General features: G+C 73.2%; 22 protein-coding genes. 17 read left to right on the top strand and 5 right to left on the bottom strand.

The annotated features are described in order from the left end of the window. Nucleotides 1–68 precede the first annotated feature (68 nt). Nucleotides 69–1,433, bottom strand: coding sequence for a flavin monoamine oxidase family protein (locus tag ACGFI2_RS05595; protein WP_393511107.1), 1,365 nt, complete (start codon nucleotides 1,431–1,433; stop codon nucleotides 69–71). A 122-nt stretch (nucleotides 1,434–1,555) separates the two neighbouring features. Here ACGFI2_RS05595 and ACGFI2_RS05590 point away from each other — a divergent pair, with 122 nt between their 5' ends. The 9 genes from ACGFI2_RS05590 to ACGFI2_RS05550 all read left to right on the top strand — a co-directional run bounded on the left by ACGFI2_RS05590 (nucleotide 1,556) and on the right by ACGFI2_RS05550 (nucleotide 9,619). After that, entirely contained in the window at nucleotides 1,556–1,906 is a 351-nt protein-coding gene (locus tag ACGFI2_RS05590) for a YciI family protein (protein ID WP_393511104.1), read from the top strand. Beyond that, the gene (locus tag ACGFI2_RS05585; RefSeq protein WP_393511101.1) at nucleotides 1,903–3,114 is read left to right on the top strand and encodes an RNA polymerase sigma factor; all 1,212 of its coding nucleotides are present in this window, start codon (nucleotides 1,903–1,905) and stop codon (nucleotides 3,112–3,114) included. Before ACGFI2_RS05590 ends, ACGFI2_RS05585 begins: the two co-directional genes overlap by 4 nt. Further along, the gene (locus ACGFI2_RS05580; protein ID WP_393511098.1) at nucleotides 3,111–3,947 is read left to right on the top strand and encodes an SMP-30/gluconolactonase/LRE family protein; all 837 of its coding nucleotides are present in this window, start codon (nucleotides 3,111–3,113) and stop codon (nucleotides 3,945–3,947) included. The genes ACGFI2_RS05585 and ACGFI2_RS05580 overlap by 4 nt, the downstream gene beginning before the upstream one ends. Before the next feature lie 110 nt (nucleotides 3,948–4,057). Beyond that, nucleotides 4,058–4,873 (top strand): ABC transporter ATP-binding protein, encoded by an 816-nt coding sequence (locus ACGFI2_RS05575; protein ID WP_393511630.1) that lies wholly within the window; start codon nucleotides 4,058–4,060, stop codon nucleotides 4,871–4,873. Beyond that, on the top strand, nucleotides 4,870–5,586 hold the full coding sequence (locus ACGFI2_RS05570; protein ID WP_393511095.1) for an ABC transporter ATP-binding protein: 717 nt from the start codon (nucleotides 4,870–4,872) through the stop codon (nucleotides 5,584–5,586). The genes ACGFI2_RS05575 and ACGFI2_RS05570 overlap by 4 nt, the downstream gene beginning before the upstream one ends. A gap of 23 nt (nucleotides 5,587–5,609) precedes the next feature. Further along, complete coding sequence (locus tag ACGFI2_RS05565; protein WP_393511092.1) at nucleotides 5,610–6,488, top strand: branched-chain amino acid ABC transporter permease; 879 nt, start codon at nucleotides 5,610–5,612, stop codon at nucleotides 6,486–6,488. Beyond that, nucleotides 6,485–7,606, top strand: a complete 1,122-nt coding sequence (locus ACGFI2_RS05560) for a branched-chain amino acid ABC transporter permease (RefSeq protein ID WP_393511089.1) — start codon at nucleotides 6,485–6,487, stop codon at nucleotides 7,604–7,606. The genes ACGFI2_RS05565 and ACGFI2_RS05560 overlap by 4 nt, the downstream gene beginning before the upstream one ends. A 39-nt stretch (nucleotides 7,607–7,645) precedes the next feature. Continuing rightward, a complete protein-coding gene (locus ACGFI2_RS05555; protein ID WP_393511086.1) occupies nucleotides 7,646–8,917 on the top strand; it encodes an ABC transporter substrate-binding protein in 1,272 nt (423 codons plus the stop codon). A gap of 87 nt (nucleotides 8,918–9,004) precedes the next feature. Further along, complete coding sequence (locus ACGFI2_RS05550; RefSeq protein WP_393511083.1) at nucleotides 9,005–9,619, top strand: TetR/AcrR family transcriptional regulator; 615 nt, start codon at nucleotides 9,005–9,007, stop codon at nucleotides 9,617–9,619. 9 nt (nucleotides 9,620–9,628) lie between these two features. Here the strand turns inward: ACGFI2_RS05550 and ACGFI2_RS05545 are convergent, their stop codons facing one another. Continuing rightward, a complete protein-coding gene (locus ACGFI2_RS05545; protein ID WP_393511080.1) occupies nucleotides 9,629–10,048 on the bottom strand; it encodes a MarR family winged helix-turn-helix transcriptional regulator in 420 nt (139 codons plus the stop codon). A gap of 119 nt (nucleotides 10,049–10,167) precedes the next feature. Between ACGFI2_RS05545 and ACGFI2_RS05540 the strand changes: the two genes are divergently transcribed. Then, a complete protein-coding gene (locus tag ACGFI2_RS05540) occupies nucleotides 10,168–11,919 on the top strand; it encodes an ABC transporter ATP-binding protein (RefSeq protein WP_393511627.1) in 1,752 nt (583 codons plus the stop codon). A 437-nt stretch (nucleotides 11,920–12,356) separates the two neighbouring features. Here the strand turns inward: ACGFI2_RS05540 and ACGFI2_RS05535 are convergent, their stop codons facing one another. Beyond that, nucleotides 12,357–13,193 (bottom strand): hypothetical protein, encoded by an 837-nt coding sequence (locus ACGFI2_RS05535; RefSeq protein WP_393511077.1) that lies wholly within the window; start codon nucleotides 13,191–13,193, stop codon nucleotides 12,357–12,359. A gap of 437 nt (nucleotides 13,194–13,630) precedes the next feature. On the opposite strand from ACGFI2_RS05535, the gene ACGFI2_RS05530 reads away from it, so the two are divergent. Both ACGFI2_RS05530 and ACGFI2_RS05525 read left to right on the top strand, forming a co-directional pair. After that, a complete protein-coding gene (locus ACGFI2_RS05530; protein ID WP_393511074.1) occupies nucleotides 13,631–14,233 on the top strand; it encodes a hypothetical protein in 603 nt (200 codons plus the stop codon). A 4-nt stretch (nucleotides 14,234–14,237) separates the two neighbouring features. Further along, nucleotides 14,238–14,783 carry a hypothetical protein gene (locus tag ACGFI2_RS05525; RefSeq protein WP_393511071.1) on the top strand — a complete coding sequence of 182 codons (546 nt, stop codon included), beginning with the start codon at nucleotides 14,238–14,240 and terminating at the stop codon, nucleotides 14,781–14,783. On the opposite strand, the gene ACGFI2_RS05520 is transcribed toward ACGFI2_RS05525, so the two are convergent. After that, nucleotides 14,768–15,034, bottom strand: a complete 267-nt coding sequence (locus ACGFI2_RS05520; protein WP_393511068.1) for a hypothetical protein — start codon at nucleotides 15,032–15,034, stop codon at nucleotides 14,768–14,770. The two genes, ACGFI2_RS05525 and ACGFI2_RS05520, sit on opposite strands and share 16 nt — an antisense overlap. Before the next feature lie 2 nt (nucleotides 15,035–15,036). Further along, nucleotides 15,037–15,315, bottom strand: coding sequence for a DivIVA domain-containing protein (locus ACGFI2_RS05515; protein WP_393511065.1), 279 nt, complete (start codon nucleotides 15,313–15,315; stop codon nucleotides 15,037–15,039). 225 nt (nucleotides 15,316–15,540) lie between these two features. Here ACGFI2_RS05515 and ACGFI2_RS05510 point away from each other — a divergent pair, with 225 nt between their 5' ends. The 5 genes from ACGFI2_RS05510 to ACGFI2_RS05490 all read left to right on the top strand — a co-directional run bounded on the left by ACGFI2_RS05510 (nucleotide 15,541) and on the right by ACGFI2_RS05490 (nucleotide 20,509). Beyond that, nucleotides 15,541–15,780 carry a winged helix-turn-helix domain-containing protein gene (locus ACGFI2_RS05510; RefSeq protein WP_393511062.1) on the top strand — a complete coding sequence of 80 codons (240 nt, stop codon included), beginning with the start codon at nucleotides 15,541–15,543 and terminating at the stop codon, nucleotides 15,778–15,780. Between the two features lie 213 nt (nucleotides 15,781–15,993). Further along, nucleotides 15,994–16,872, top strand: coding sequence for an alpha/beta fold hydrolase (locus tag ACGFI2_RS05505; protein ID WP_393511059.1), 879 nt, complete (start codon nucleotides 15,994–15,996; stop codon nucleotides 16,870–16,872). 33 nt (nucleotides 16,873–16,905) lie between these two features. After that, nucleotides 16,906–17,838, top strand: coding sequence for an HNH endonuclease (locus ACGFI2_RS05500; RefSeq protein ID WP_393511056.1), 933 nt, complete (start codon nucleotides 16,906–16,908; stop codon nucleotides 17,836–17,838). A gap of 176 nt (nucleotides 17,839–18,014) precedes the next feature. After that, entirely contained in the window at nucleotides 18,015–20,192 is a 2,178-nt protein-coding gene (locus ACGFI2_RS05495) for an EAL domain-containing protein (RefSeq protein WP_393511053.1), read from the top strand. Then, entirely contained in the window at nucleotides 20,189–20,509 is a 321-nt protein-coding gene (locus ACGFI2_RS05490; protein ID WP_393511050.1) for a hypothetical protein, read from the top strand. Before ACGFI2_RS05495 ends, ACGFI2_RS05490 begins: the two co-directional genes overlap by 4 nt. Nucleotides 20,510–20,515: the final 6 nt, after the last annotated feature.

Here is a 20,515-nt window from a genome sequence, read left to right as displayed (position 1 = left end):
CCGCCTGTCGGCGGCGGGAGTGTGACGAAGGGAACTGTCGCCATTAGGTCACAGGATGGCGAAACTTTTCAATAGACGTATCGAAGATTTTCTTTGAATCTGGGTGCTCGGCCGAGTGCGGCGAGCGCCTCGGCGGCGGCGCGCTCGCCGGCGGTCACCGCGCCCTCCAGGTAGCCGCTCCACCGGGTCGCGGTCTCCGTCCCGGCCCAGTGCACCCGGCCCACCGCCGCCCTCAGCGACGGACCGTAGTCGCACCACGAGCCCGGCGTCACCGAGCCGCAGAAGCAGCCCCGGGTCCACGGGTCGGCCGACCAGTCGTACTCGACCAGGTCCTCGGGACGGGCGGCGGCCGGGCCGAAGAGCGCGACCAGCGCGTCCCGCAGCGCGGCCCGGCGCGCGGCGTCCGGCAGCCGGCGCAGCGCCCGGGCCTGCGCGCCGTAGCTGAACCCGGTGAGCACCCCGCCCGGCAGCCCGGGCAGCGAGTTGTCCACCGTCTCGGTCAGCGGCCCGGTGTCCGTGGTGGCCACCCCGGAGCGGCCCTCGGCCCGCCAGAACGGCTCCGGATAGCGCGCGTGCACCTTCAACGCCGCGCCCATCGGCATCCGCTGGGTCAACCCGTCGCGCAGCGCCGGCAGCGGCGGGTCGTAGCGGATCCGGCCGGCCAGCGCCGGGGCCAGCGCGACCACCACCGCGTCCCCTCGATGCACCTCGCCACCGGCGTGGACCCGCACGCCGCCGGCGTCCTGGGCGATCGCGTCCACCGGCGACCGCAGGCGCAGCCGCTCCGGCGGCAGCGCGGCGGCCATCCGCCGCGCCAGCGCGGCCGGCCCACCGACGATCCGGTCCTGCTGGGCGCCGCCGGCCATCCCGAGCAGCGAGCCCACGCCACCGCCACTGCGCAGGTAGAACAGCATCTGCAGCAGCGACACCTCGTCCGGCGAGGCGGCCAGCAGGCCACCGGCGAGCAGCCGACCGGCGTAGCCGGCGGTGACCGGGTCCGGCCCGTTGGCGTCGAGCCAGCCGCCGAGCGTGGTGCGGTCCCACTCCGCCGCCCGCTCGGCCCGCCACGGCGCGGCCGGGTCGAGCCCGACCGCCAGCTCGTCCAGCGTGCCGAGCAGCCCGGCCAACCCGGCCGGCTCGCCGCCCGCCGGTCGCCCGTCCAGCAGCCGCGTCGGGGCGCCGTGCGCCGGCGACGCGAAAATCTCCATTCCGTACGCGGCGACCAGCGCGTACATCCGGTCCTGGGTCGGGCCGATCCACTGCGCGCCGAGGTCGAGCCACCCACCGCCGGGCAACGGGCGGCTCAACGTCCGGCCGCCCACCCGGTCCCGGGCCTCCAGCACCAGCGCCTCCGCGCCGGCGTCGGTCAGGGCGAGCGCGCAGGCCAGCCCGGAGAATCCCGCCCCCACCACGATCACCCGGCCGCCGCGCACGCCCCGGCATACCCCGATCCCGGCGGGAATCCCACACCCCCGGCGTGTCGAAACCGGCGTCCGCCGTTCGTGTGAAGGGTGGAGGGTGGCGTCGAGCCGCCCGAGGGCACGAGGAGGAACCCGTGAAGCAGTACCTGATCAGCATGTACCAGCCGACCGGCGCGGACCGGCCGGACCCGGAGTTCCTGGCCGGGGTGATGCGCGAGGTCGAGGCGATCGGCCGGGACCTGCGGGAGGCCGGGAGCTGGGTGTTCGGCGACGGCCTGCACGCGCCGGAGACCGCCACCGTGCTGCGGCCGGCCGGCGACGAGGTGCTGGTCACCGACGGGCCGTTCGCCGAGGGCAAGGAATACCTGGGCGGCGTCACGATCATCCGCGCGCCGGACCTGGACGCCGCGCTCGACTGGGGCCGCCGCTACGCCCGTGCCACCGGTCTGCCGATCGAGGTCCGCCCGTTCCAGGGCGAGGGATGACCGAGGTCGAACGGGTCTTCCGGGCCGAGTACGGCCGCGCGGTGGCCGTCCTGGTCCGCCTCCTCGGCGACATCGACCTGGCCGAGGAGGCGGTCCAGGAGGCGTTCACGGTCGCGGTGCGGCGCTGGGCCGTCGACGGCCCGCCGCCGAGCCCGGCCGGCTGGATCGTCACCACCGCCCGCAACCGGGCGATCGACCGGCTGCGCCGCGAGTCCACCCGGGCCGCCCGGCAGGCCGAGGCCGCCCTGCTGCACGCCGCCGAGCCGCCCGCGGAGGAGGGGCCCGTGCCCGACGACCGACTGCGCCTCATCTTCACCTGCTGCCACCCGGCGCTCGGCCCCGCCGCCCGGGTGGCGTTGACGCTGCGCCTGCTCGGCGGCCTGAGCACCGCCGAGATCGCCCGGGCCTTCCTGGTGCCGGAGCCGACCATGGCGCAGCGCCTGGTCCGGGCCAAGGCCAAGATCCGCGACGCCGGAATCCCGTACCGGGTGCCGGGCGACGCCGACCTGCCCGACCGGCTGCGCGCGGTGCTGGCGGTGGTCTACCTGATCTTCAACGAGGGGCACACGGCCAGCGCGGGGGAGCGGTTGGGTCGCGCCGAGCTGGGCGCCGAGGCGATCCGGCTGGGTCGGCTGCTGGTGACGCTGATGCCGGACGAGCCGGAGGCGCTCGGGCTGCTCGCGCTGATGCTGCTCACCGAGGCGCGTCGTCCCGCCCGGACCGGGTCGGACGGCGTCGCGGTCTCGCTGTCCGACCAGGACCGCGGCCGTTGGGACCGGGCGCTGCTCGGCGAGGGGCAGGACCTGGTCCGGCGCTGCCTGCGGCGGAACCGACCCGGCCCCTACCAGATCCAGGCCGCGATCAACGCGGTGCACGCCGACGCGGCCACCGCCGCCGGCACCGACTGGCCGCAGGTCCTCGCGCTCTACGACCAGTTGCTGGCCTACGCGCCGGGGCCGGTGGTGGCGCTGAACCGGGCGGTCGCGCTGGCCGAGGTACGCGGACCCGCGGCCGGACTGGTCGAGGTGAACCGGCTGGACCTGTCCACGTACCACGTGTGGCACGCCGTCCGGGCCGACCTGCTGCGCCGGCTCGACCGACTGGCCGAGGCCCGGGCCGCGTACGACGCGGCGATCGCCGCCACCGCCAACACGGCGGAGCAGGAGTTCCTGCGCCGCCGCCGGGACCGGCCGAGGGAGAACACGTGAGTACACCGGAACCGCTTGTCGAGGGCCTGGCGTTCGGGGAGTCGCCCCGGTGGTTCGACGGCCGGCTCTGGCTGGCCGACTGGGGCGCCGGCGAGGTGCTGACCGTGGACGCCGAGGGGCGCACCGAGGTGGTGGTCCGGGTCGACGGCCTGCCGATCTGCTTCGACCGGCTGCCCGACGGGCGGTTGCTGGTGGTCGCCGGCCGGGACGGGCGGCTGCTGCGCCGGGAGCCCGACGGCACCCTGGTCCCGCACGCCGACCTGGCCGCGCTGGCCCCGTACCCGTGGAACGAGGTGGTGACCGACGCGCGGGGCAACGCCTACGCCAACACGATCGGTTTCGACTTCCCGGGCGGGACGTTCGCGCCGGGCTCGGTGGCCCTGGTCACGCCGGACGGCACGGCCCGGCTGGTCGCCGGCGACCTGGCCTTCCCGAACGGCATGGCGCTCACCCCGGACGGCCGGACGCTGATCGTCGCCGAGTCGTACGCCGGGCAGCTCACCGCGTTCGACGTCGCCGCCGACGGGGCGCTCGGCGCGCGGCGGGTCTGGGCGGAGGTGGCGGACTCCGCGCCGGACGGCATCTGCCTGGACGCCTCCGGCGCGGTCTGGTACGGCGACGTGCCGAACCAGTGTGCCGTCCGGGTGGCCGAGGGCGGACGGGTGCTCGACCGGATCGAACTGGACCAGGGCTGCTTCGCCACCGCGCTCGGCGGCCCGGACGGGCGCACGCTGCACATGGTCACCATGCGGTGGGATCCGGGGGCGTTGGCCGGCGGACCGCGGACCGGCAACGTGATGACGGTTCGGGTGCCCGTCCCGGGCGTCGCCTGAGCGGCCGGTGGTGGCGCTGCGGTGGATCGACGGGCATTGACGCGGCGACGGAGAAAAGTACACTCTCAGTGTAATTAGTTTCCGTGCGCGATCGACCGTGCGAGGTGACGATGAGCCCACCGGCCACCCCCACGGACGACCCCGGTCTGGCGCTGCACCACGTCGGCGTGCGCTTCGGCGGCCTGGTCGCGCTCGACGACGTCTCGCTGCGGGTGCCGCCCGGGAGCGTGGTCGGCGTGATCGGGCCCAACGGCGCCGGGAAGACCACCCTGTTCAATGTCGTCTGCGGCTTCGTGCGGCCGAGCGAGGGCTCGCTCACCCTGGACGGGCGACCGTTCCGACCCCGCCCGCACCGGCTCACCCGGCTGGGCATCGGCCGCACGCTCCAGGGCGTCGGCCTGTTCCCCGGCCTGACCGTGCTGGAGAACGTGACGGCCGGCGCCAGCCACGCGGCCCGGGCCGGTTTCGCCGCCGCACTGTTCGGCCTGCCCCGCAGCGACCGCGACGAGCGGCGGCTGCGCGCCGAGGCTCTCGACCTGCTCGCCGAGCTGGGCATCGACCGGCACGCCGCAGCCACCCCCACCACCCTGCCCTACCCGGTGCGCAAGCGGGTCGCGCTGGCCCGCGCCCTGATCGCCCGGCCCCGGCTGCTGCTGCTCGACGAGCCCGCCGGCGGGCTCGGCGCCGACGACGTGGCCGAGCTGGCCGACCTGGTCCGGGCCCTGCCGCAGCGCGCCGACGGCTGCGCCGTGCTGCTCGTCGAGCACCACATGGACCTGGTCATGTCCGTCTGCCACGAGCTGGTGGTGCTCGACTTCGGTCGGGTGATCGCCGCCGGCCCGCCGGAGCGGATCCGGGACGACCCGCGGGTCACCGAGGCCTACCTCGGCGCGGACGTGCCGGCCGAAGCCGGAGGCGCGCCGTGACCGCGGTGCTGGAGGTCGAGGCGCTCCGCGCCGGCTACGGCCCGGTGCCGGTGCTGCGGGACGTGGCGTTCACCGTGCCGGCCGGCACCGTCGCCGCCGTGCTCGGCGCCAACGGCGCCGGGAAGACCACGCTGCTGCGTACCCTCTCGGGTCTGCTGCGCCCCACCGGCGGCCGGATCCGGTACGCGGGGGAGGACCTGCGCGGCGTCCGGGTGGAACACCTGGTCCGGCGCGGCCTGGCGCACGTGCCGGAGGGCCGCGGGGTGGTGACCGAGCTGACCGTGGCGGAGAACCTGCGCCTCGGCGGCCTCTGGCGACGGGACCGGGCCGACGCGCGGCGGGCGCGCGACGAGGTGTACGAGATCTTCCCGGCGCTGGCCCGCCGCCGTGACCATCTCGGCCACCAGCTCTCCGGCGGGGAGCGGCAGATGCTCGCGCTCGGCCGGGCGTTGATCGCCCGCCCGCGGCTGCTGCTCCTCGACGAGCCGTCGCTCGGGCTGGCCCCCACGGTCACCGCGCAGATCATGGCGCTGCTGCGACGGCTGCGTGACGAGCAGGGGCTGACCGTGCTGCTGGTCGAGCAGAACGTCCGCACCGCGCTCTCCGTCGCCGACCAGGGGATCGTCATGTCGCTCGGGCGGGTGGTGACCGCCGCGCCGGCGGCCCGGCTGCGCGACGACGACCGGCTGCGGCACGCGTACCTCGGGTTCTGACCGGCGAGCGGGAAGGGTCGCGGATGCAGCGGTTCTGGTTCCTCACCTTCGACGGGCTGGCCGCCGGTGCGGTGTACGCGGCGTTCGCGCTCGCGCTGGTGCTCATCTGGCGGGCCGCCCGGGTGGTCAACTTCGCCCAGGGCGCGATGGCCGTCGCCACCGCGTACGTCGGCTACGCGGTCATCGCCGCGACCGGCTCCTACTGGCTGGGCCTGGCCGCCGCGGTGCTGGCCGGGCTCGCGCTGGGCGCGCTCGTGGAGCGGGTGCTGATGCGGTTCGTCGGGCCCGCCGGCCCGCTCAACCAGGTGATCGTCGCGCTCGGTCTGGTACTGCTGGTCCAGGCGGTGCTCGGCATGGTCTTCGGCAACGGCTACCGGCCGGCCCCGGCGCCGTTCGACACCGACGCGCTCACCGTCGGCGGGGTCGCCGCGCTGTCCCCCTACGACCTCTGGGTGCTCGGCGCGGCGCTGACGGTCGTGGTGCTGCTCGCGCTGCTGTTCACCCGGACGCCAGTCGGCCTGCGGATGCGGGCGGCGGCGTTCGCCCCGGAGGTCTCCCGGCTGCTCGGCGTGAGCGTCGGCCGGATGCTGACGCTCGGCTGGGCGCTGGCCGCCGGGGTCGGCGCGCTCGCCGGCATGCTCGTCGTCCCCACCGGCCTGGGCCTGCACCCGCACGCCATGGACCTGGTCTTCGTCGTCGCGTTCACCGCCGCCGTGGTCGGCGGACTGGACAGCCCGGTCGGTGCCGTGGTCGGCGGGCTGCTGGTCGGGCTGATCCTGTCGTACGTCACCGGCTACCTGGGGCCGGACACCACCCCGCTGGCCGTGCTGGTGCTGCTGCTGGCCGTCCTGCTGGTCCGCCCCGGCGGGCTCTTCTCCGCGGCGAGAGCGAGGCACGTGTGACCACCACCCGAACCGGACCGACGACACCGGTCGCGTTGCGTCGACTGCTGCCCGGGGCGCCCGCCGGCGGTGGCCCCCGCGGGTCGACCCTGCTGCGGCACCTCACCGGGGCGGTGCTCGCCGGCACGCTCGTCGTGCTGGTCACCAACCAGCTCCCGCCCTACCAGAACCTCCAGGTGGCCCGGGTCTGCGCGTTCCTCTGCGTCACCGCCGGGCACACCGTGCTGGTCGGGCTCAACGGCCAGCTCTCCCTGGGCCACGGCGCGCTGATGGCCACCGGCGCCTACACGGTGGCCCTGGTGCAGCAGGGCCTCGACGAGCGGGCCGTGGGCGGGTGGTGGGTGCTGCCGGGCTCGCTGCTGGCCGCCGTCGCGGTGACCGCGCTGGGCGGGCTGGTGGTCGGGTTGGCCGCGGCCCGGCTGCGCGGCCCCTACCTGGCCGGCGTGACCCTGGCGGTGGCGACCCTGGTGCCGGCCGTCACCACGATCTTCACCGGGGTGTTCAACGGCGAGCAGGGTCTGCGTTTCCCGGCGCAGACCCCGCCGGCGGCACTCGGTCCGTACTTCCAGCCCGAACGCTGGCTGGCCTGGATCGCGCTGGCCGCCGCCCTGCTCACCGTGCTGCTCTTGGCCAACCTGGTGCGCAGCCGGTACGGCCGGTCGCTGCGGGCGGTCCGCGACGACGAGGTCGCCGCCCGGCTCGCCGGCATCCCGGTGGCCCGCACCCAGGTGCTCGCGTTCGTGGTCAGCGCCGGCTGCGCCGGCCTCGGCGGCGGCGTGTACGCGGTGCTCACCGCCACCGTGGCCCCGGGCAAGTTTCCCCTCGACCTGTCGCTGTTCCTGCTCATGGCCATCGTGATCGGCGGCCTCGGGAGCCTGGCCGGCGCGGTCTGGGGCGCGCTGCTGCTGGTCGCCCTGCAGGACCTGCCCGCCCTGCTCACCGAGCACCTCGACCTGCCCGCCGGGCTGGCGCAGCGGCTGGAGGGCAACCTCGCGCTGGCCGTGTTCGGCCTGATCCTCATCGTCGTCATGCTCGCCGCCCCGGGCGGACTGCAGGGTGGCGTCCGCGCCCTCGCCACCCGACTCCGCGCCGCCGTACGCCGCGCACCGGACCGCTGACCTCACCGGTCCCCACCACCCGCACCGGATTGGAGAACCATGCGCACCACCACCCGCCGCGTTCTCGCGGCCGCCGCCGGCCTGGCCCTGTTGGCCACGCTGCCGGCCTGCGCCGACGACGCGAAGCAGGCCGCCGAGAACGTCCCCGGCGTCACCGACGGCGAGATCGTCATCGGCACCCACCAACCGCTCACCGGCCCCGCCGCGCCCGGCTACTCGAAGATCTCCGCCGCGGTGAAGGCGTACTTCGAGCACGTCAACGGCAAGGGCGGGGTGCACGGCCGGAAGATCGTCTACAAGGTCATGGACGACGGCTACAACCCGGCCAACACCGAGAACGTGGTCCGCAAGCTGGTCCTCGACGACAAGGTCTTCGCGCTGCTCGGCGGGCTCGGCACGCCGACGCACACCAACGTGCTGGAGTTCGTCAAGGCCCAGCGGGTGCCGGACCTCTTCGTCGCCTCGGGCAGCCGCAACTGGAACCAGCCAAAGAAGTATCCGACCACGTTCGGCTGGCAGCCCGACTACACGGTCGAGGGCAAGATCCTGGCCGGTTGGGTCAAGCGGGAGTTCCCCGGCGCCAAGGTCTGCCACTTCGGCCAGAACGACGACTTCGGCCGGGACTCCCTGGCCGGGGTGGAGCAGGTGCTCGGCCCGGTCGCGGCGAAGCAGACGTACACCACCACCAACCAGCAGGTCGGGCCCGCGATCGGCGCGCTGCGGGCGGCCGGCTGCCAGGTGGTGATCTCGGCGAGCATTCCCGGGTTCACCGCCCTGGCCATGGGTCAGGCCGCCGGGCAGGGCTTCCGGGCGCAGTGGGTGGTGTCCAACGTGGGTGCCGACTACACCACACTGTCCGCCCAGCTCGGCGACAAGAAGGTGATCCTTGAGGGCATGGTCGCCGACAACTACCTGCCCATGGTGGGCGACACCGCCAACCCGTGGATCCGGGAGTTCAGCCGGATCCACCAGCGGTTCAACGCGGGCAACCCGATCGACGGCAACGCGGTCTACGGCTATTCGATGGCCTACACCTTCGTGCAGGCGCTGCTCGCCGCCGGGCCCGAGCCCACCCGGGAGAAGCTGGTCGAGGCCGTGCGCAAGGGCGGCTTCCGCGGGCCCGGACTCACCCCCTTCCGGTACGCCGAGGGCGTGCACGCGGGCTACAGCGGGGTCCGGCTGAGCCGGGTCAGCGGTGGTGCGCAGACCTACTTCGGCCCGACGTACACCACCGACGACGGCGAGGCGGCGGTCACCGAGTTCACCGAGCCGCCGGCGACCCCGCCGGCGGACGCGGTGCCGACCGCCTGAGTGGCCGGCGTGCCGTCGGGCGGGTGCCGGCCGCCCGACGGCACGCACGTAGAGTCGCCGTCGGTAGCCGAGCACAGGGAGCCGTCCGTGATCGAGGTGGAGAGCGACCCGCCGGCGCGGGTGGACGGCCGGGCGGCGCGGGCCGAGCGGACCCGTGCCGCGATCGTCGAGGCGCACCTGGCGCTCATCGACGCCGGCGACCTGCGGCCGACGGGGGAGCGGATCGCGGAGCGGGCCGGCGTGTCGCTGCGTACCCTGTGGACCAACTTCAAGGACATGGAGACGCTGTTCGCCGCCACCGGGCGGCGGATCGGCGAACGGCAGGCCGCGCTCTGGCGGCCCGTCCCGCCGGAGCTGCCGCTCGCCGTGCGCATCGCCGAGTTCTGCGGCCAGCGCGCCCGGCTGCTCGAGGTGCTGGCGCCGCCGGCCCGCGCGTCCGCGCTGCGGGAGCCGTTCTCACCGCAGTTGCGGCGCAACCGGGAGGCGGCCATCGCCCGGGTCCGGGAGGAGATCGAGACCGTGTTCGCCGCCGAGTTGGCGAACGCGGGGCCGGGGCGGGCGCAGCTGCTGGACGCGCTGACCGTGGCCGGCACCTGGGCCGCCTGGTCGATGATGCGCGACGCCATGGGGCTCGACGTCGAGGCGGCCCGGGAGGTCATGGCCCGCACGCTGGGCGCGCTGCTCAGCGCCGGCTCCCGCTGACCGGACGGCCTACTCCTCCCGGAGCCGGCGCAGGATCCGGGTCAGCTCCGCCTGGTCGCCGGGGTCGAGCGCGGCGAAGAACCGTTCCGCCTCGGTGGCCCGGGCCTCCCGGATGGCGGTGCCGACGCGGTCGCCCTCGGCGGTCGGCGCGACCAGGGTGGCCCGCCGGTCGCCCGGGTCGGGCCGCCGTTCGACCAGGCCGCGCTCCTGGAGGCCGTCGACCACCTCGGTGGCCGAGCGGGGGGCGATGCGCAGGTGCTCGGCGAGCGTGCCGGGCCGCAGCGCGCCGTGCCGCAGCAGCACGCCGAGCGCGCGTGCCTGCCCGGGGCTGATCTCCCACGGTTCGAGCGCGCGTTTGGTCTGGTGGCGCAGTCGCCGGGTCACCGCCCAGAACGTCTCGGCCAGGCTCTCCTCGTCGCTGCCGGTCACGGGAATACGGTAGCAGCCTGTCCTGTTGTTCCCTCATGATGAGGTAACCTCAGCATTACCCCGGACAGAGGAGAACCCCCTTGGATCACACCCCCGACGGCCGCGGAGCCGGCCGAACCGTGTCCCCGGCCGAGAAGGCCCAGGCCCGCGAGGTGTCGCTGCGCCGCATCGGCGGCCTGTTCACCGCCCACCGCGGCCCGCTCGCCGCCGTGGTGGCGATCATCGTGGCGTCCTCGATCATCGCGATGGCCTCGCCGTTCCTGCTGCGTACCGTGATCGACCGGGCCCTGCCCGAGCGTGACCTGACGCTGCTGGCCTGGCTGGTCGCGGCCATGGTCGCGGTGGCCGCGGTGACCGCCGTGCTCGGCGTCGCCCAGACCTGGATCTCCACCCGGGTCGGCCAGGAGGTCATGCACCGGCTGCGCACCGACGTCTTCGCCCACCTCCAGCGGCAGTCGATCGGCTTCTTCGTGCGCACCCGCACCGGCGAGGTGCAGTCGCGCATCACCAACGACATCGGCGGCATGCAGGCGGTGGTCACCTCCACCGCCACCTCGATCGCCGCCAACCTCACCACCGTCGTCGCCACCACCGTCGCCATGCTGGCGCTGAGCTGGCGACTCACCCTCGTCTCGGTGCTCGTGCTGCCGCCCGCGCTCTGGCTCACCCGCCGGGTCGCCCGGCTGCGCCGGGAGATCACCGCCCGCCGCCAGCGGGAACTGGCCGACCTCACCGTGACCATCGAGGAAGGGCTGTCGGTCAGCGGCGTACGACTGGCCAAGACGCTCGGCACCGGGGCGGCGCTGGTCGACCGGTTCACCGCCTCCTCGGCCCGCCTGGTCGACCTGGAGCTGCGCTCCGAGCTGGCCGGCCGCTGGCGGATGGCCGCCATGACGATCGTCTTCGCCGCCATCCCCGCGGTGATCTACCTGGGCGCCGGCCTGCCCGGCACCGCGGGCACGCTCACCATCGGCACCCTGGTCGCCTTCACCGCGCTGCAGGGCAACCTGTTCCGCCCGCTGATGGGCCTGCTCAACGTGGGTGTCACGCTGACCGCCTCGCTCGCGCTGTTCGCCCGGATCTTCGAATACCTCGACCTGCCGGTGGAGGTCGCCGAGCCGGCCCGCCCGGCGTCGCTGGACCCGGCCAGGGTCCGCGGCCACCTGCGCGTCGAGGACGTGACCTTCAGCTACCCGGGCAGCGACACCGCCGCCCTGGCCGGCGTCAGCCTGGACGTCCCGGCCGGCACCAGCCTGGCCCTGGTGGGGGAGACCGGCTCCGGCAAGAGCACGCTCGCCGCCCTGGTCAGCCGGCTGCACGACCCGGACGCCGGCCGGATCACCATCGACGGCGTCGACCTGCGCGACCTGCGCCTGGCCGACCTGGCCGCCGTGGTGGGCGTGGTCAGCCAGGAGACCTACCTGCTGCACGCCACCGTGCGGGAGAACCTCCGGTACGCCCGGCCGGACGCCACCGACGCCGACCTCGAGGCCGCCGCGCGGGCCGCCCGGATCCACGACCTGATCGCCGCGCTGCCCGACGGCTACGACACCATGGTCGGCTCCCGCGGCCACCGCTTCTCCGGCGGCGAGCAGCAGCGCCTGGCCATCGCCCGGACGCTGCTGCGCGACCCGCGGATCCTGGTCCTCGACGAGGCAACCAGCGCGCTGGACACCGAGACCGAGCGTGCGGTGCAGCGGGCTCTGGACGAGCTGGCCCGGGGCCGCACCGTGGTGACCATCGCGCACCGCCTCTCCACGGTCCGCGACGCCGACCGGATCGCCGTGCTCGACCACGGCCGGATCGTCGAGTCCGGCACCCACGACACCCTGCTCGACCGCCACGGCCGCTACGCCACCCTGCTCGGCTGACTGTCCCTCCCCACCCGTCCCCTCCCCACCCCACCCCTCCCCACCCGTCCCCTCCCCACCCGTCGATCCGTGCGCGGCCGCCAAGGCGCCCGCGACGTCCCGCGCGCCCCACCCTGACCGTGAGTGGAACGGCATGGGTGTGTCGCGGGGCGGTGGACACCCATGACGTTCCACTCGGGCCCCACCGTGGCCGTGAGTGGAACGGCATGGGTGTGTCGTGACCCGGTGGGCACCGCGTTCCACCCGGCCGGCGGGCGACCCGCCGCCGACACAGCGACCCCGCGACCGCAGCTCTCACCCCGACCGCGGCCCTCACGCGTACCGCCATCCCGCTGACCCCCAGCGCTGAAAGCTGACATTCAGGGGGCCGTAACTGCGAGATCGCCGCGTCGGGTCGGGAGTGCGTCGGTCATGACGGTGACTGACGGGAGCTGCTGTCAACTTCGCGGTCGACGCGCTGAGGGTGGGGGGTCAGGGGGTGGGAGCAGGGGCTCCAGGGGGGTGAACGTCTCCACCGGGGGGTCGGGGGTGGTCCGCGGCGGGCGCTCGCCGGGCGCGCGGGGTGGTCGGCTCGGGTCTGCCGGATCCCGTCGGGTCGGGTCGGGGCGGGTGGGTTCGGGACGGGGCGGCTCGGGTGGGGCGTCGTGTCCGTGCTCCTGGGCGTACGCGGCGCGCCGGCGGGCCAGGTCACGCTCGCACTCCAGCGCGATGCGCTGCTCCCAGTACGGCTGGAGCAGGCGACGGACCCGCTCGTCCAGGTGCACCGTGACGTCCGGCTCGCAGGCGAACGTCACCTCCCCGCGCGCGTACGTCCAGGGCGGCGGATCGTCGGCGGCCAGCGCCGCGGTCAACGTGGCGAGCAGCTCGCGCGGGCGGTGCGGCGGCACCTCGACCGCGCACCGGGCGGCCAGGCGGTGCAGGCGCTGCGCCGCCTGCGGCTGGAAGTAGTCGACGTACCAGCCGAACAGCTCCGGCCGGGCGGTGTCGGAGGACCAGGTGAACGTGGCCCGTACTCCGAATACGTAGACCTGGCCCTGTGCCGGCACCACAAGTGGCTCCAGGAAACGCCTGTCGACCGTGGTCACCCGCGTCGGCGGCTCCTCGGTCCACCACAGTTGCCGCAGCGTCGGCTGCGCGCCGGCCCAGAACCTCCGGGTACGCGAGCGCGCCGCGTCGCCGAGCGTCCGGGCCCGGACGGCCCAGCGGCGCCGCCGGCCGTCGACCGGTACGCCGGGTGTCGGCCGTGGGCCCGGGTCCTCCGGCTCTCCGGTCATCGCACCCCCTCTCCGCCGGGCGGGCAGCCGTCCGCCCGGGCGTCGCGGTCGGCGGCGCCGAGCGGTCGGGCGAGGGGTGTACGGACCGTCGTGTGCGGCGGTCCGCGACCCAAACTAACAACTGGGTCCGGCCGTGGCCGGCAGCCGCGCGGGCGGCCCGTCCGACACCTGGTCGGCCGATCGGACGACACGTCCCCTAGTCCTATCGGGGGGACAGTGTGCCGAGCCTGTTAACGTTCTCATGCGGTCGGTCCCGTGCACGGGACCGACCGTCCAGACCGGACGCCGATCTCACGGTGATGTCTTGATTCCGCTAGGTGGCGCTTCGTAGCGTGGGGCTCCGCAATCCTTCCGGCGGTGGGGCGCCACCGGAGGGATGCGATCGTCACTGTGGGGTGTGAATGCTGATCGCCGGAGCCGTACCGGTCGCGAGCGTCATGGCGGAACTGAGTGCCGAGCGGTCCCTGTTCCACTCCGAGGCCGACTTCCAGCACGCGTTCGCCTGGACGGTGCGCCGGCTCGACGGCGCCCTCCGGGTCCGCCTCGCGGTGCGGCAGGAGCAGCACGAACACCTGGACCTGCTCTGCCACGGCCCCGGCGGCCGGACGGCGATCGAACTGACCTACGTCACCATCCGCTGGAACGGCGCCGATCCGCACACCGGCGAGGACTACGCCCTGCGCAGCCACACCGCCGCCGAGATCGTCCGGAACCGTTTCGTCGCCGACGTCGAGCGGCTGGAGCACCTCTGCCGCTCCGGCCCGGCCGACACGCACGGTCTCGCCCTCCTGCTCACCAACGACCACGCGCTGTGGCGGGCGCCCGCCGTCGACCAGCCCACCCGGGACCGCGAGTTCCGGCTCCACAACGGTCGCCGGCTCACCGGCCTCCTCAAGTGGGGGGTGGACGGGCGTTACTTCCCGCCGAACGAACGTCACCTGAGCGGCGACTACCGGCTCGACTGGCAGGACTTCACCCAACTGCCGGGGCGGCACGGCCAGTTCCGCTGGCTCGCCGTGCCGGTCGCGGGGAGGAACTGACCGCATGGGCGTCGAGGCACGCCAGGCCGCCGGCCGGACGATCGAATCCCTCAGGTCCCGCGCCGAGCGGCGGTACGACCGGGTCTGGACTCCCGACGTCCTCCGCCGTAACCCGGAGGTGCAGGGCTTCGCCGTCCTCCACCGTGGCGGTCTGGCGTTGGTCCACGGCACGGTCACCCGGGACGACCCGACCCGCTGCTGCGTCCGGATGGCCTGCGCGGCCGGCGCGGACGTGACGGACGCCGCCGAGGCGACGGTCTGGGCGAACATCAGGAACCAGTTGACCGACGAAGGCCGCTACCACTGCGTCGCCACGGCCGACCGGAGCGCCTGCCACGTGGTGTTCACCCGGGACGTCCGGCGCCCGTTGACCGAGGACGTGACCGCGCCCGAGTCGCAGGCCGTACGCGATCTGCTCGACGGCGCGCTGGCGGCGTGCGTCCACAACGCCACGGCCGACTTCCGCGACCTGTCCGCCTACCTCGCGGCCCGCCCGCTGGAACCCACCGAGGCCGACGCCCGGACCCTGTTCGACTACGCCTGGGGCTGAGCCACCCGGGCCGCCCGGCGGGGCGGCGTCGGCTCCTCGGCCCGCCGCAGTCCCGCGAGCTGGACGAAGATCTCCCGCTTCGCGGTGGCGACGGCACGTCGGTCGAGGACGTAGCCGGTCAGCCAGGTCCAACCGGTGTACGCCAGCTCGGGACCCACCGCCACGACCCGGAACGTCAACGCCCGGTCGCCGCCGAACTGCACCGAGGCGTGGCCGTCGACCCGCAGCAGGTCACCCGGTTGCGGACGCACCGCTACCAGTGGCCCTGGTTGGGCGGCCGGCACTCGCGGGCGTGCATCGCCTGCCAGTCGCGCAGCGCCCGCTTCAGACGCTCGTTCTCCACGGTCAGCCGCCGTACCTGCCGGTGCAGGTCGGTCAGCTCGTCGGCGACCTCGGCCTGGAACGCGCGTACCTGACCGGCGTCGACGCCCCGCCGGCGCGGGTCGAACGCGCGGGTGCGGGCCTCGTGCGGGGTCAGCCGGGCCGGCAGGCCGGTCCCGTAGAGCTGGCCGGAGCGGTACACCTCGGTCACGTCGGTCCCTTCCCGGTTGCGTCCGCGCCTTCGGGTGCACTTGTTGTCGGTAGGGCGACCAGAAGTGCACCCAAAGGCGCGGCCTCGATCGGCGGAGCGGTTCGGTGGGTCGGGACGGGCACGCGCACCCGCCCCGACCGGGGGAGTGAGCCGAACTCGTTGCCACGCGAGGAGCAGCTCGATGGGCGTTTCGTGATCAAATTGGCGTGCCACGCAAGGAGCGCCATGCCTACGACACCCGACTACATCCGCATTGCCGACGACATCATCGCTGGTGTCAGGGGTAAGGGACTCAAGCCAGACGACAAGCTGCCGTCGATCGCTCAGATGGCGGCGGACTACAAGGTGGGTACCTCGACCATTCAGATGGTCTACGTCAGGCTGGAAGCGTTGCGCGTGATCCGGCGGCACCAAGGCAAGGGCGTCTTCGTGACGGACCCGAAGACCTGGATGAGAGAGCCGTAGCCAGATTCAGTCCAGCAGGGCCTTCAACCACTCGTCGGTGTGGCGCTCGGTGTAGTCGGCGTCGGCGCACCACACGTCGCCGTGCCCGGTCCGCCGGTGGGTCGTCGACATGCTCGCCGGTCGTCTGTGGACCCTGTTCGAGGAGCTGACCGACGTCACCTGCCCACTGGCCATGACGGACACCGGCTCGGGCGACCCGTCATACTGTCCCTGATGACCGTGGTCGTGCGTACCGAAGATGGTTGTCGCCTGTGGGCCGACCAGGCCGGCGCGGGACCGCCGCTGGCGTTCTGTCACGGCGGTCCGGGCCTCTGGGACTACCTCGACCCGGTCGCCCGGCTGTTCGAAGCCGACGCCCGCACCATCCGGTGGGACCAGCGTGGCTGCGGGCGCTCGCAGCGGTGCGAGCCGTACACGATCGCGCGCTTCGTGGCCGACCTCGACGCGGTCCGCGAGCAACTGGGCGGCCCTCGGGTGGCGCTGCTGGGACACTCGTGGGGCGCGCACCTGGCGCTGCGGTACGCCATCGCACACCCGGAACGGGTCAGTCACCTGATCTACGTCTCCGGCACCGGGATCGACCCCGATCGTGGCTGGCACCCGCACTACGAGCGGAACCTGCGACTTCGGCTCGGCGCGCACCTGGACCGATGGGCGGCGCTCGGCGCCCGCGCCCGCACCCCCGCCGAGGAACGCGAATGGGCGGTCCTGCAGTGGTCGGCCGACTTCGCCGACCCCGACACCGCCCTGCGGCACGCCGAGGCCATGGCCACCCCGTGGCTGGGCGTCAACCGGGACTGCAACCGGGCCGTCAACGCCGAGGTGAAGCGGGAGCTGAGGGAATCCGACCTCGCGGCCCGGTGCCGGACGCTCGACCTGCCTGTGCTGATCGTCGACGGCGCCGAGGACATCCGGCCCCGCTGGGGCGTCAACTCGCTGCACCAGGCATTGCCGAACTGTGCGCGGGTGAGCCTGGCCGGGGCGGGTCACCTGCCGTGGGTCGAGGACGCGGAGGGTTTCCGCCGTGCCGTCGCCACCTACCTGACACCGCCTCACGGCTCCGATCAGGCCCGTGACCCGGTCAGGGGATAGCGGCAAGATCCGGTCTCGTGCAAGCTGTCCGATGTGAAGGCCTTCGTCGGAGTGACGGACGCGAAGTGGTATCGGTTCCTGTCGGCCCGCCCCGACCTGACCGAGGTCAACTTCTGGCGGCCGTCAGGTGGCGCGTTCCGTGCGTTGACGCCGGGTGAACCCTTCTTCTTCAAGGCGCACCACCCGCTCAACCGGGTGATCGGCGGCGGCTTCTTCAGCGGCTTCGAGCGATTGAGGATCTCCGAGGCGTGGGATCTCTTCGGTGAGGCCAACGGCGTCGCCAGCCTCGACGAGATGCGCCGGGTGGTCGGTGGCTACCGGAGGCAGCCGATCGCACCGGACGAGGACCCCCTCATCGGTTGCATCTTCGTCCGGGACAGCGTCTTCTTCCCCGACGACTCCACCGTCGACCCACCTCCGGCCTTCGCGCCGAACGTGGTGCAGGGAAAGACGTACGAGCTGGCGGACCCGGCCGCAGCCGACTACTTCGGTCTGTTGCTGCACCGTCTGCTGGGCGGCGTCGTGGAGTTCGACCCGCGCGAGCCGTGGCACCGCCCCGGCCCGGTCTACGGCGATCCGCGACTCACGCCGCAGCGCCTGGGTCAGCAGTCGTTCAAGGCCGTGGTCCTCGGCGCCTACGGCCGGCGCTGCGCGATCACCGGGAACAAGGTCCAACCGGTGCTTCAGGCGGCCCACATCCGACCGCTGCCGAAGGGCGGCGAGCACCGGATCGACAACGGCATGCTCCTCAAGTCGGACGTGCACATCCTCTTCGACCGCGGATACCTGGGCGTGGATCCGAAGTATCGGTTGATGGTCAGCCCACGGCTGCGCAGCGAGTTCGGGAACGGGGACCAGTTCTACGCCAGGGCCGGCTCCGTCATCGCGCTGCCGGAGCGACGGGTCGACCGGCCCAACGCCGAGTTCCTCGAATGGCACCTGGACACCGTGTTCAAGGCGGCCTGACCGTCACCGACGGAGCACTGAAGAGAGCCTTCGAGCCCTTGCGCGGTGGATGAGACAGGCGCTGACGGCTATCTGACTCTGGGCTCAGGCCGGCCCGCGAAGATCCGATAGTGTCACCGAAAGCACTGCTCCGACTGCTTTCCGTACGTGCGAGGCGGATCATCTTGGGGGGTCTGATGGCGCCGAGCAACCGTTCGGCCGTGCTGATCGGCGTCAACGCCTGCGGGGCCGATGTGCAGTTGCCCACCCTGCGCTACGCCGAGAACGACGCGCGGGAGATGCAGTCCGTGCTGCTGGACCCGGACATCGGCACCTTCGACAACGTCGACCTTTTCGTCGGTCCGGACGCCAGGTGGCACGACATCAAGACCCGGCTCCGGGACATCGCCGTCGACTCGCGTCCGTCCGACCTTCTGCTCGTCTACTTCGCCGGTCACGCGCTGGTGCCCGAGTGGAACACGCAACTCGACGCCTACCTCGTCACCGCGGACCTCGATCCGGGCACGCTGCGCCGGGAGCCGGACAACGGGCTCCGGATGGCGTTCCTGAAGCGGGACGTGTTCGAGACGTTCGCGGGCACGTCCTTCCTCGTTCTCGACTGCTGCCACGCCGGGATCTACCGGGACGTCGCCCTGCGGCACGCCGAGGTGTTGCAGACCTACCGCACGCAGGTCGACCGGCACAGTGCGCTCCTCGCCTGCCCCACCGGCGCGGCGGCTCGGGAGAGCGACGAGCATCGGCACGGGCTGCTGACCCATCACCTGCTGCGCGGGCTGCGCGGAGAGGCCGGCGACAACGGCCGGGTGTCGTTCGGGCAACTGGCCGACTACGTCGCGCTCCAGGGTCTCGAACCGCCCCCGGTCCCGCTCGTGCAGACGTACGGTCCGACCACGTTCCTCACCCACCCGCCGGTGTCGCGCCACGAGCGCCAGGCGCTGAACACGTCCGCCAGGCCCGGCACCATCCAGCCGTGCAAGAGCCCGCTCGACGACCGCGCGAGTTCGATCCTTCAGCTCCTGAGCCGAGTGTTCCCGGCCAGCTCCGACCGGTCGCCGGCACATCAGCCGGATCAGGCCGGACGTACGGAACTCATCCGGCACGCCCTCGATGCCGCGTCCGTGGCGGTCGTCGAGTTCTCCGGTCAGGGGATCGGCGTGGTCAACTCGACCGGCCGGTTCGACAAGGACGAGCTGTGGCCACTGCTCGAGCGCAGTGCCCCCGACACCCTGCAGTTCCGCACGTCGGTGCCGGGGCACATCGTCTCGGACGACGCCGACCGTCGGCTGCTCTGTGTGCCCGTGTCGTTCGACAACGACCGGACCCTCGCGCTGATCGTGGTGGACCCCGCAGTGGCACTGCTCGACATGGGTGAGCCGCTGGCCATCATGTTGCGCACGATCTGGGACTCGGATCCGCTGGACAACCCGACCGAGGCCGAGATGCGGGTGATGACCGCCCTGCGCACCAACTTCGGGCGCCTGCCGGTCACCCTCTACCAGTACGCCTTCAGCCTCTACCAGAAGCTGATCGGCTCCATGACCATGGTCTTCCAACCTGTGGTGGAACTCGACCAGCGCCCGGCCGGCGTGAGCATCCAGAGCTACGAGGCCCTGGCCCGCCGCACCGAGCGGGAGAAGCGCGCCCCGTTCACGGCGCTGCAGATGGCACACGTCTGGGGCGACCGGTTCATCATCGAACGCGACACCCTCCTCCTGGAGAAGGCGATCACGTCCTACGCCCTGGCCGACGCCGAGGCGCCCTGGCAGGGCACGAAGCCGCTCTCGGTGAACGTCGCGGTGCGCTCACTGCTCAGCGACTCCTACCTCAGCCACGTGAGCAAGGCCCTCGCCGACGCCGGCCTCCATCCGCGCACCCTGACGCTGGAGATCTCCGAACAGGACCCGATCGAGCCGGGTCCGGGCGAGCAGTGGCCGCAGGAGCCGCTCGCCTACTTCCACCGGCGGCTCACCGCTCTCGCTCGCGACCTTCGGATTCACTTCGCGGTCGACGACTTCGGTGTCGGCTACGCGTCGCTGGCGCGGATGGCCGAGTTGCCGTTGACCCAGATCAAGGTCGATCGGGCCGTCCTGCACCATCCGTTGGCCGTGGAGGAACTCGCGCTCGTGGCTCGGGTGGCGCGTGACGCGCTGCATCGCGGACACGCGCCGCAGGCCCGTGCGGTCATCGTCGAGGGTTACGACGACGAGGCGCCGGTCGAGCTGAAGCAGATCTACGACCTCGGCATCCATCACGTCCAGGGGTACTTCTGCGGAGAGGCCGCGACGACGTCGCTGCGTCCGCTCGACCAGGCGGTCCGGGACCGCATCGCCACTCGGGTAAGGGGTGCGGAATGACCGGCGTCAAGCTGCTGTTGCCGGCAGACATCCTCGAAGAACTGGATCTGCCGTACGAAGGTGTCCGCGATGTCCCGGCCCTGACCGTCGCCGTCGACGCGGTGAGTGTCGTGGCCAACCTGGCCACTCTGGCCACCCTGCAACCTCACCTGGGTGCGCTGGTCGCGGCGATCCGCAACTGGCGGCTGCGTGACCCCCGGCCATCGGTGACCCTGACCGTCAAGGGACCGGGAATCGACCTGAAGGTCGACCTGCCCCGCAACGTCAGCAGGGCCCAACTTCTGGCGCAACTTCAGCCACTCCTCGAAGAGGAATGATCATCA

Source organism: Micromonospora sp. NPDC049282, assembly GCF_043197045.1.
GTDB lineage: Bacteria > Actinomycetota > Actinomycetes > Mycobacteriales > Micromonosporaceae > Micromonospora.
This window is presented reverse-complemented; position numbering and strand designations above follow the sequence as displayed.

Coding starts and splice junctions, on each gene's coding strand:
- ACGFI2_RS05585 (WP_393511101.1), top strand. CDS start 1,903: ATGACCGAGGTCGAACGGGTCTTCCGGGCCGAGTACGGCCGCGCGGTG.
- ACGFI2_RS05575 (WP_393511630.1), top strand. CDS start 4,058: ATGAGCCCACCGGCCACCCCCACGGACGACCCCGGTCTGGCGCTGCAC.
- ACGFI2_RS05565 (WP_393511092.1), top strand. CDS start 5,610: ATGCAGCGGTTCTGGTTCCTCACCTTCGACGGGCTGGCCGCCGGTGCG.
- ACGFI2_RS05555 (WP_393511086.1), top strand. CDS start 7,646: ATGCGCACCACCACCCGCCGCGTTCTCGCGGCCGCCGCCGGCCTGGCC.
- ACGFI2_RS05535 (WP_393511077.1), bottom strand. CDS start 13,193: ATGACCGGAGAGCCGGAGGACCCGGGCCCACGGCCGACACCCGGCGTA.
- ACGFI2_RS05530 (WP_393511074.1), top strand. CDS start 13,631: ATGGCGGAACTGAGTGCCGAGCGGTCCCTGTTCCACTCCGAGGCCGAC.
- ACGFI2_RS05525 (WP_393511071.1), top strand. CDS start 14,238: ATGGGCGTCGAGGCACGCCAGGCCGCCGGCCGGACGATCGAATCCCTC.
- ACGFI2_RS05510 (WP_393511062.1), top strand. CDS start 15,541: ATGCCTACGACACCCGACTACATCCGCATTGCCGACGACATCATCGCT.
- ACGFI2_RS05505 (WP_393511059.1), top strand. CDS start 15,994: ATGACCGTGGTCGTGCGTACCGAAGATGGTTGTCGCCTGTGGGCCGAC.
- ACGFI2_RS05495 (WP_393511053.1), top strand. CDS start 18,015: ATGGCGCCGAGCAACCGTTCGGCCGTGCTGATCGGCGTCAACGCCTGC.
- ACGFI2_RS05490 (WP_393511050.1), top strand. CDS start 20,189: ATGACCGGCGTCAAGCTGCTGTTGCCGGCAGACATCCTCGAAGAACTG.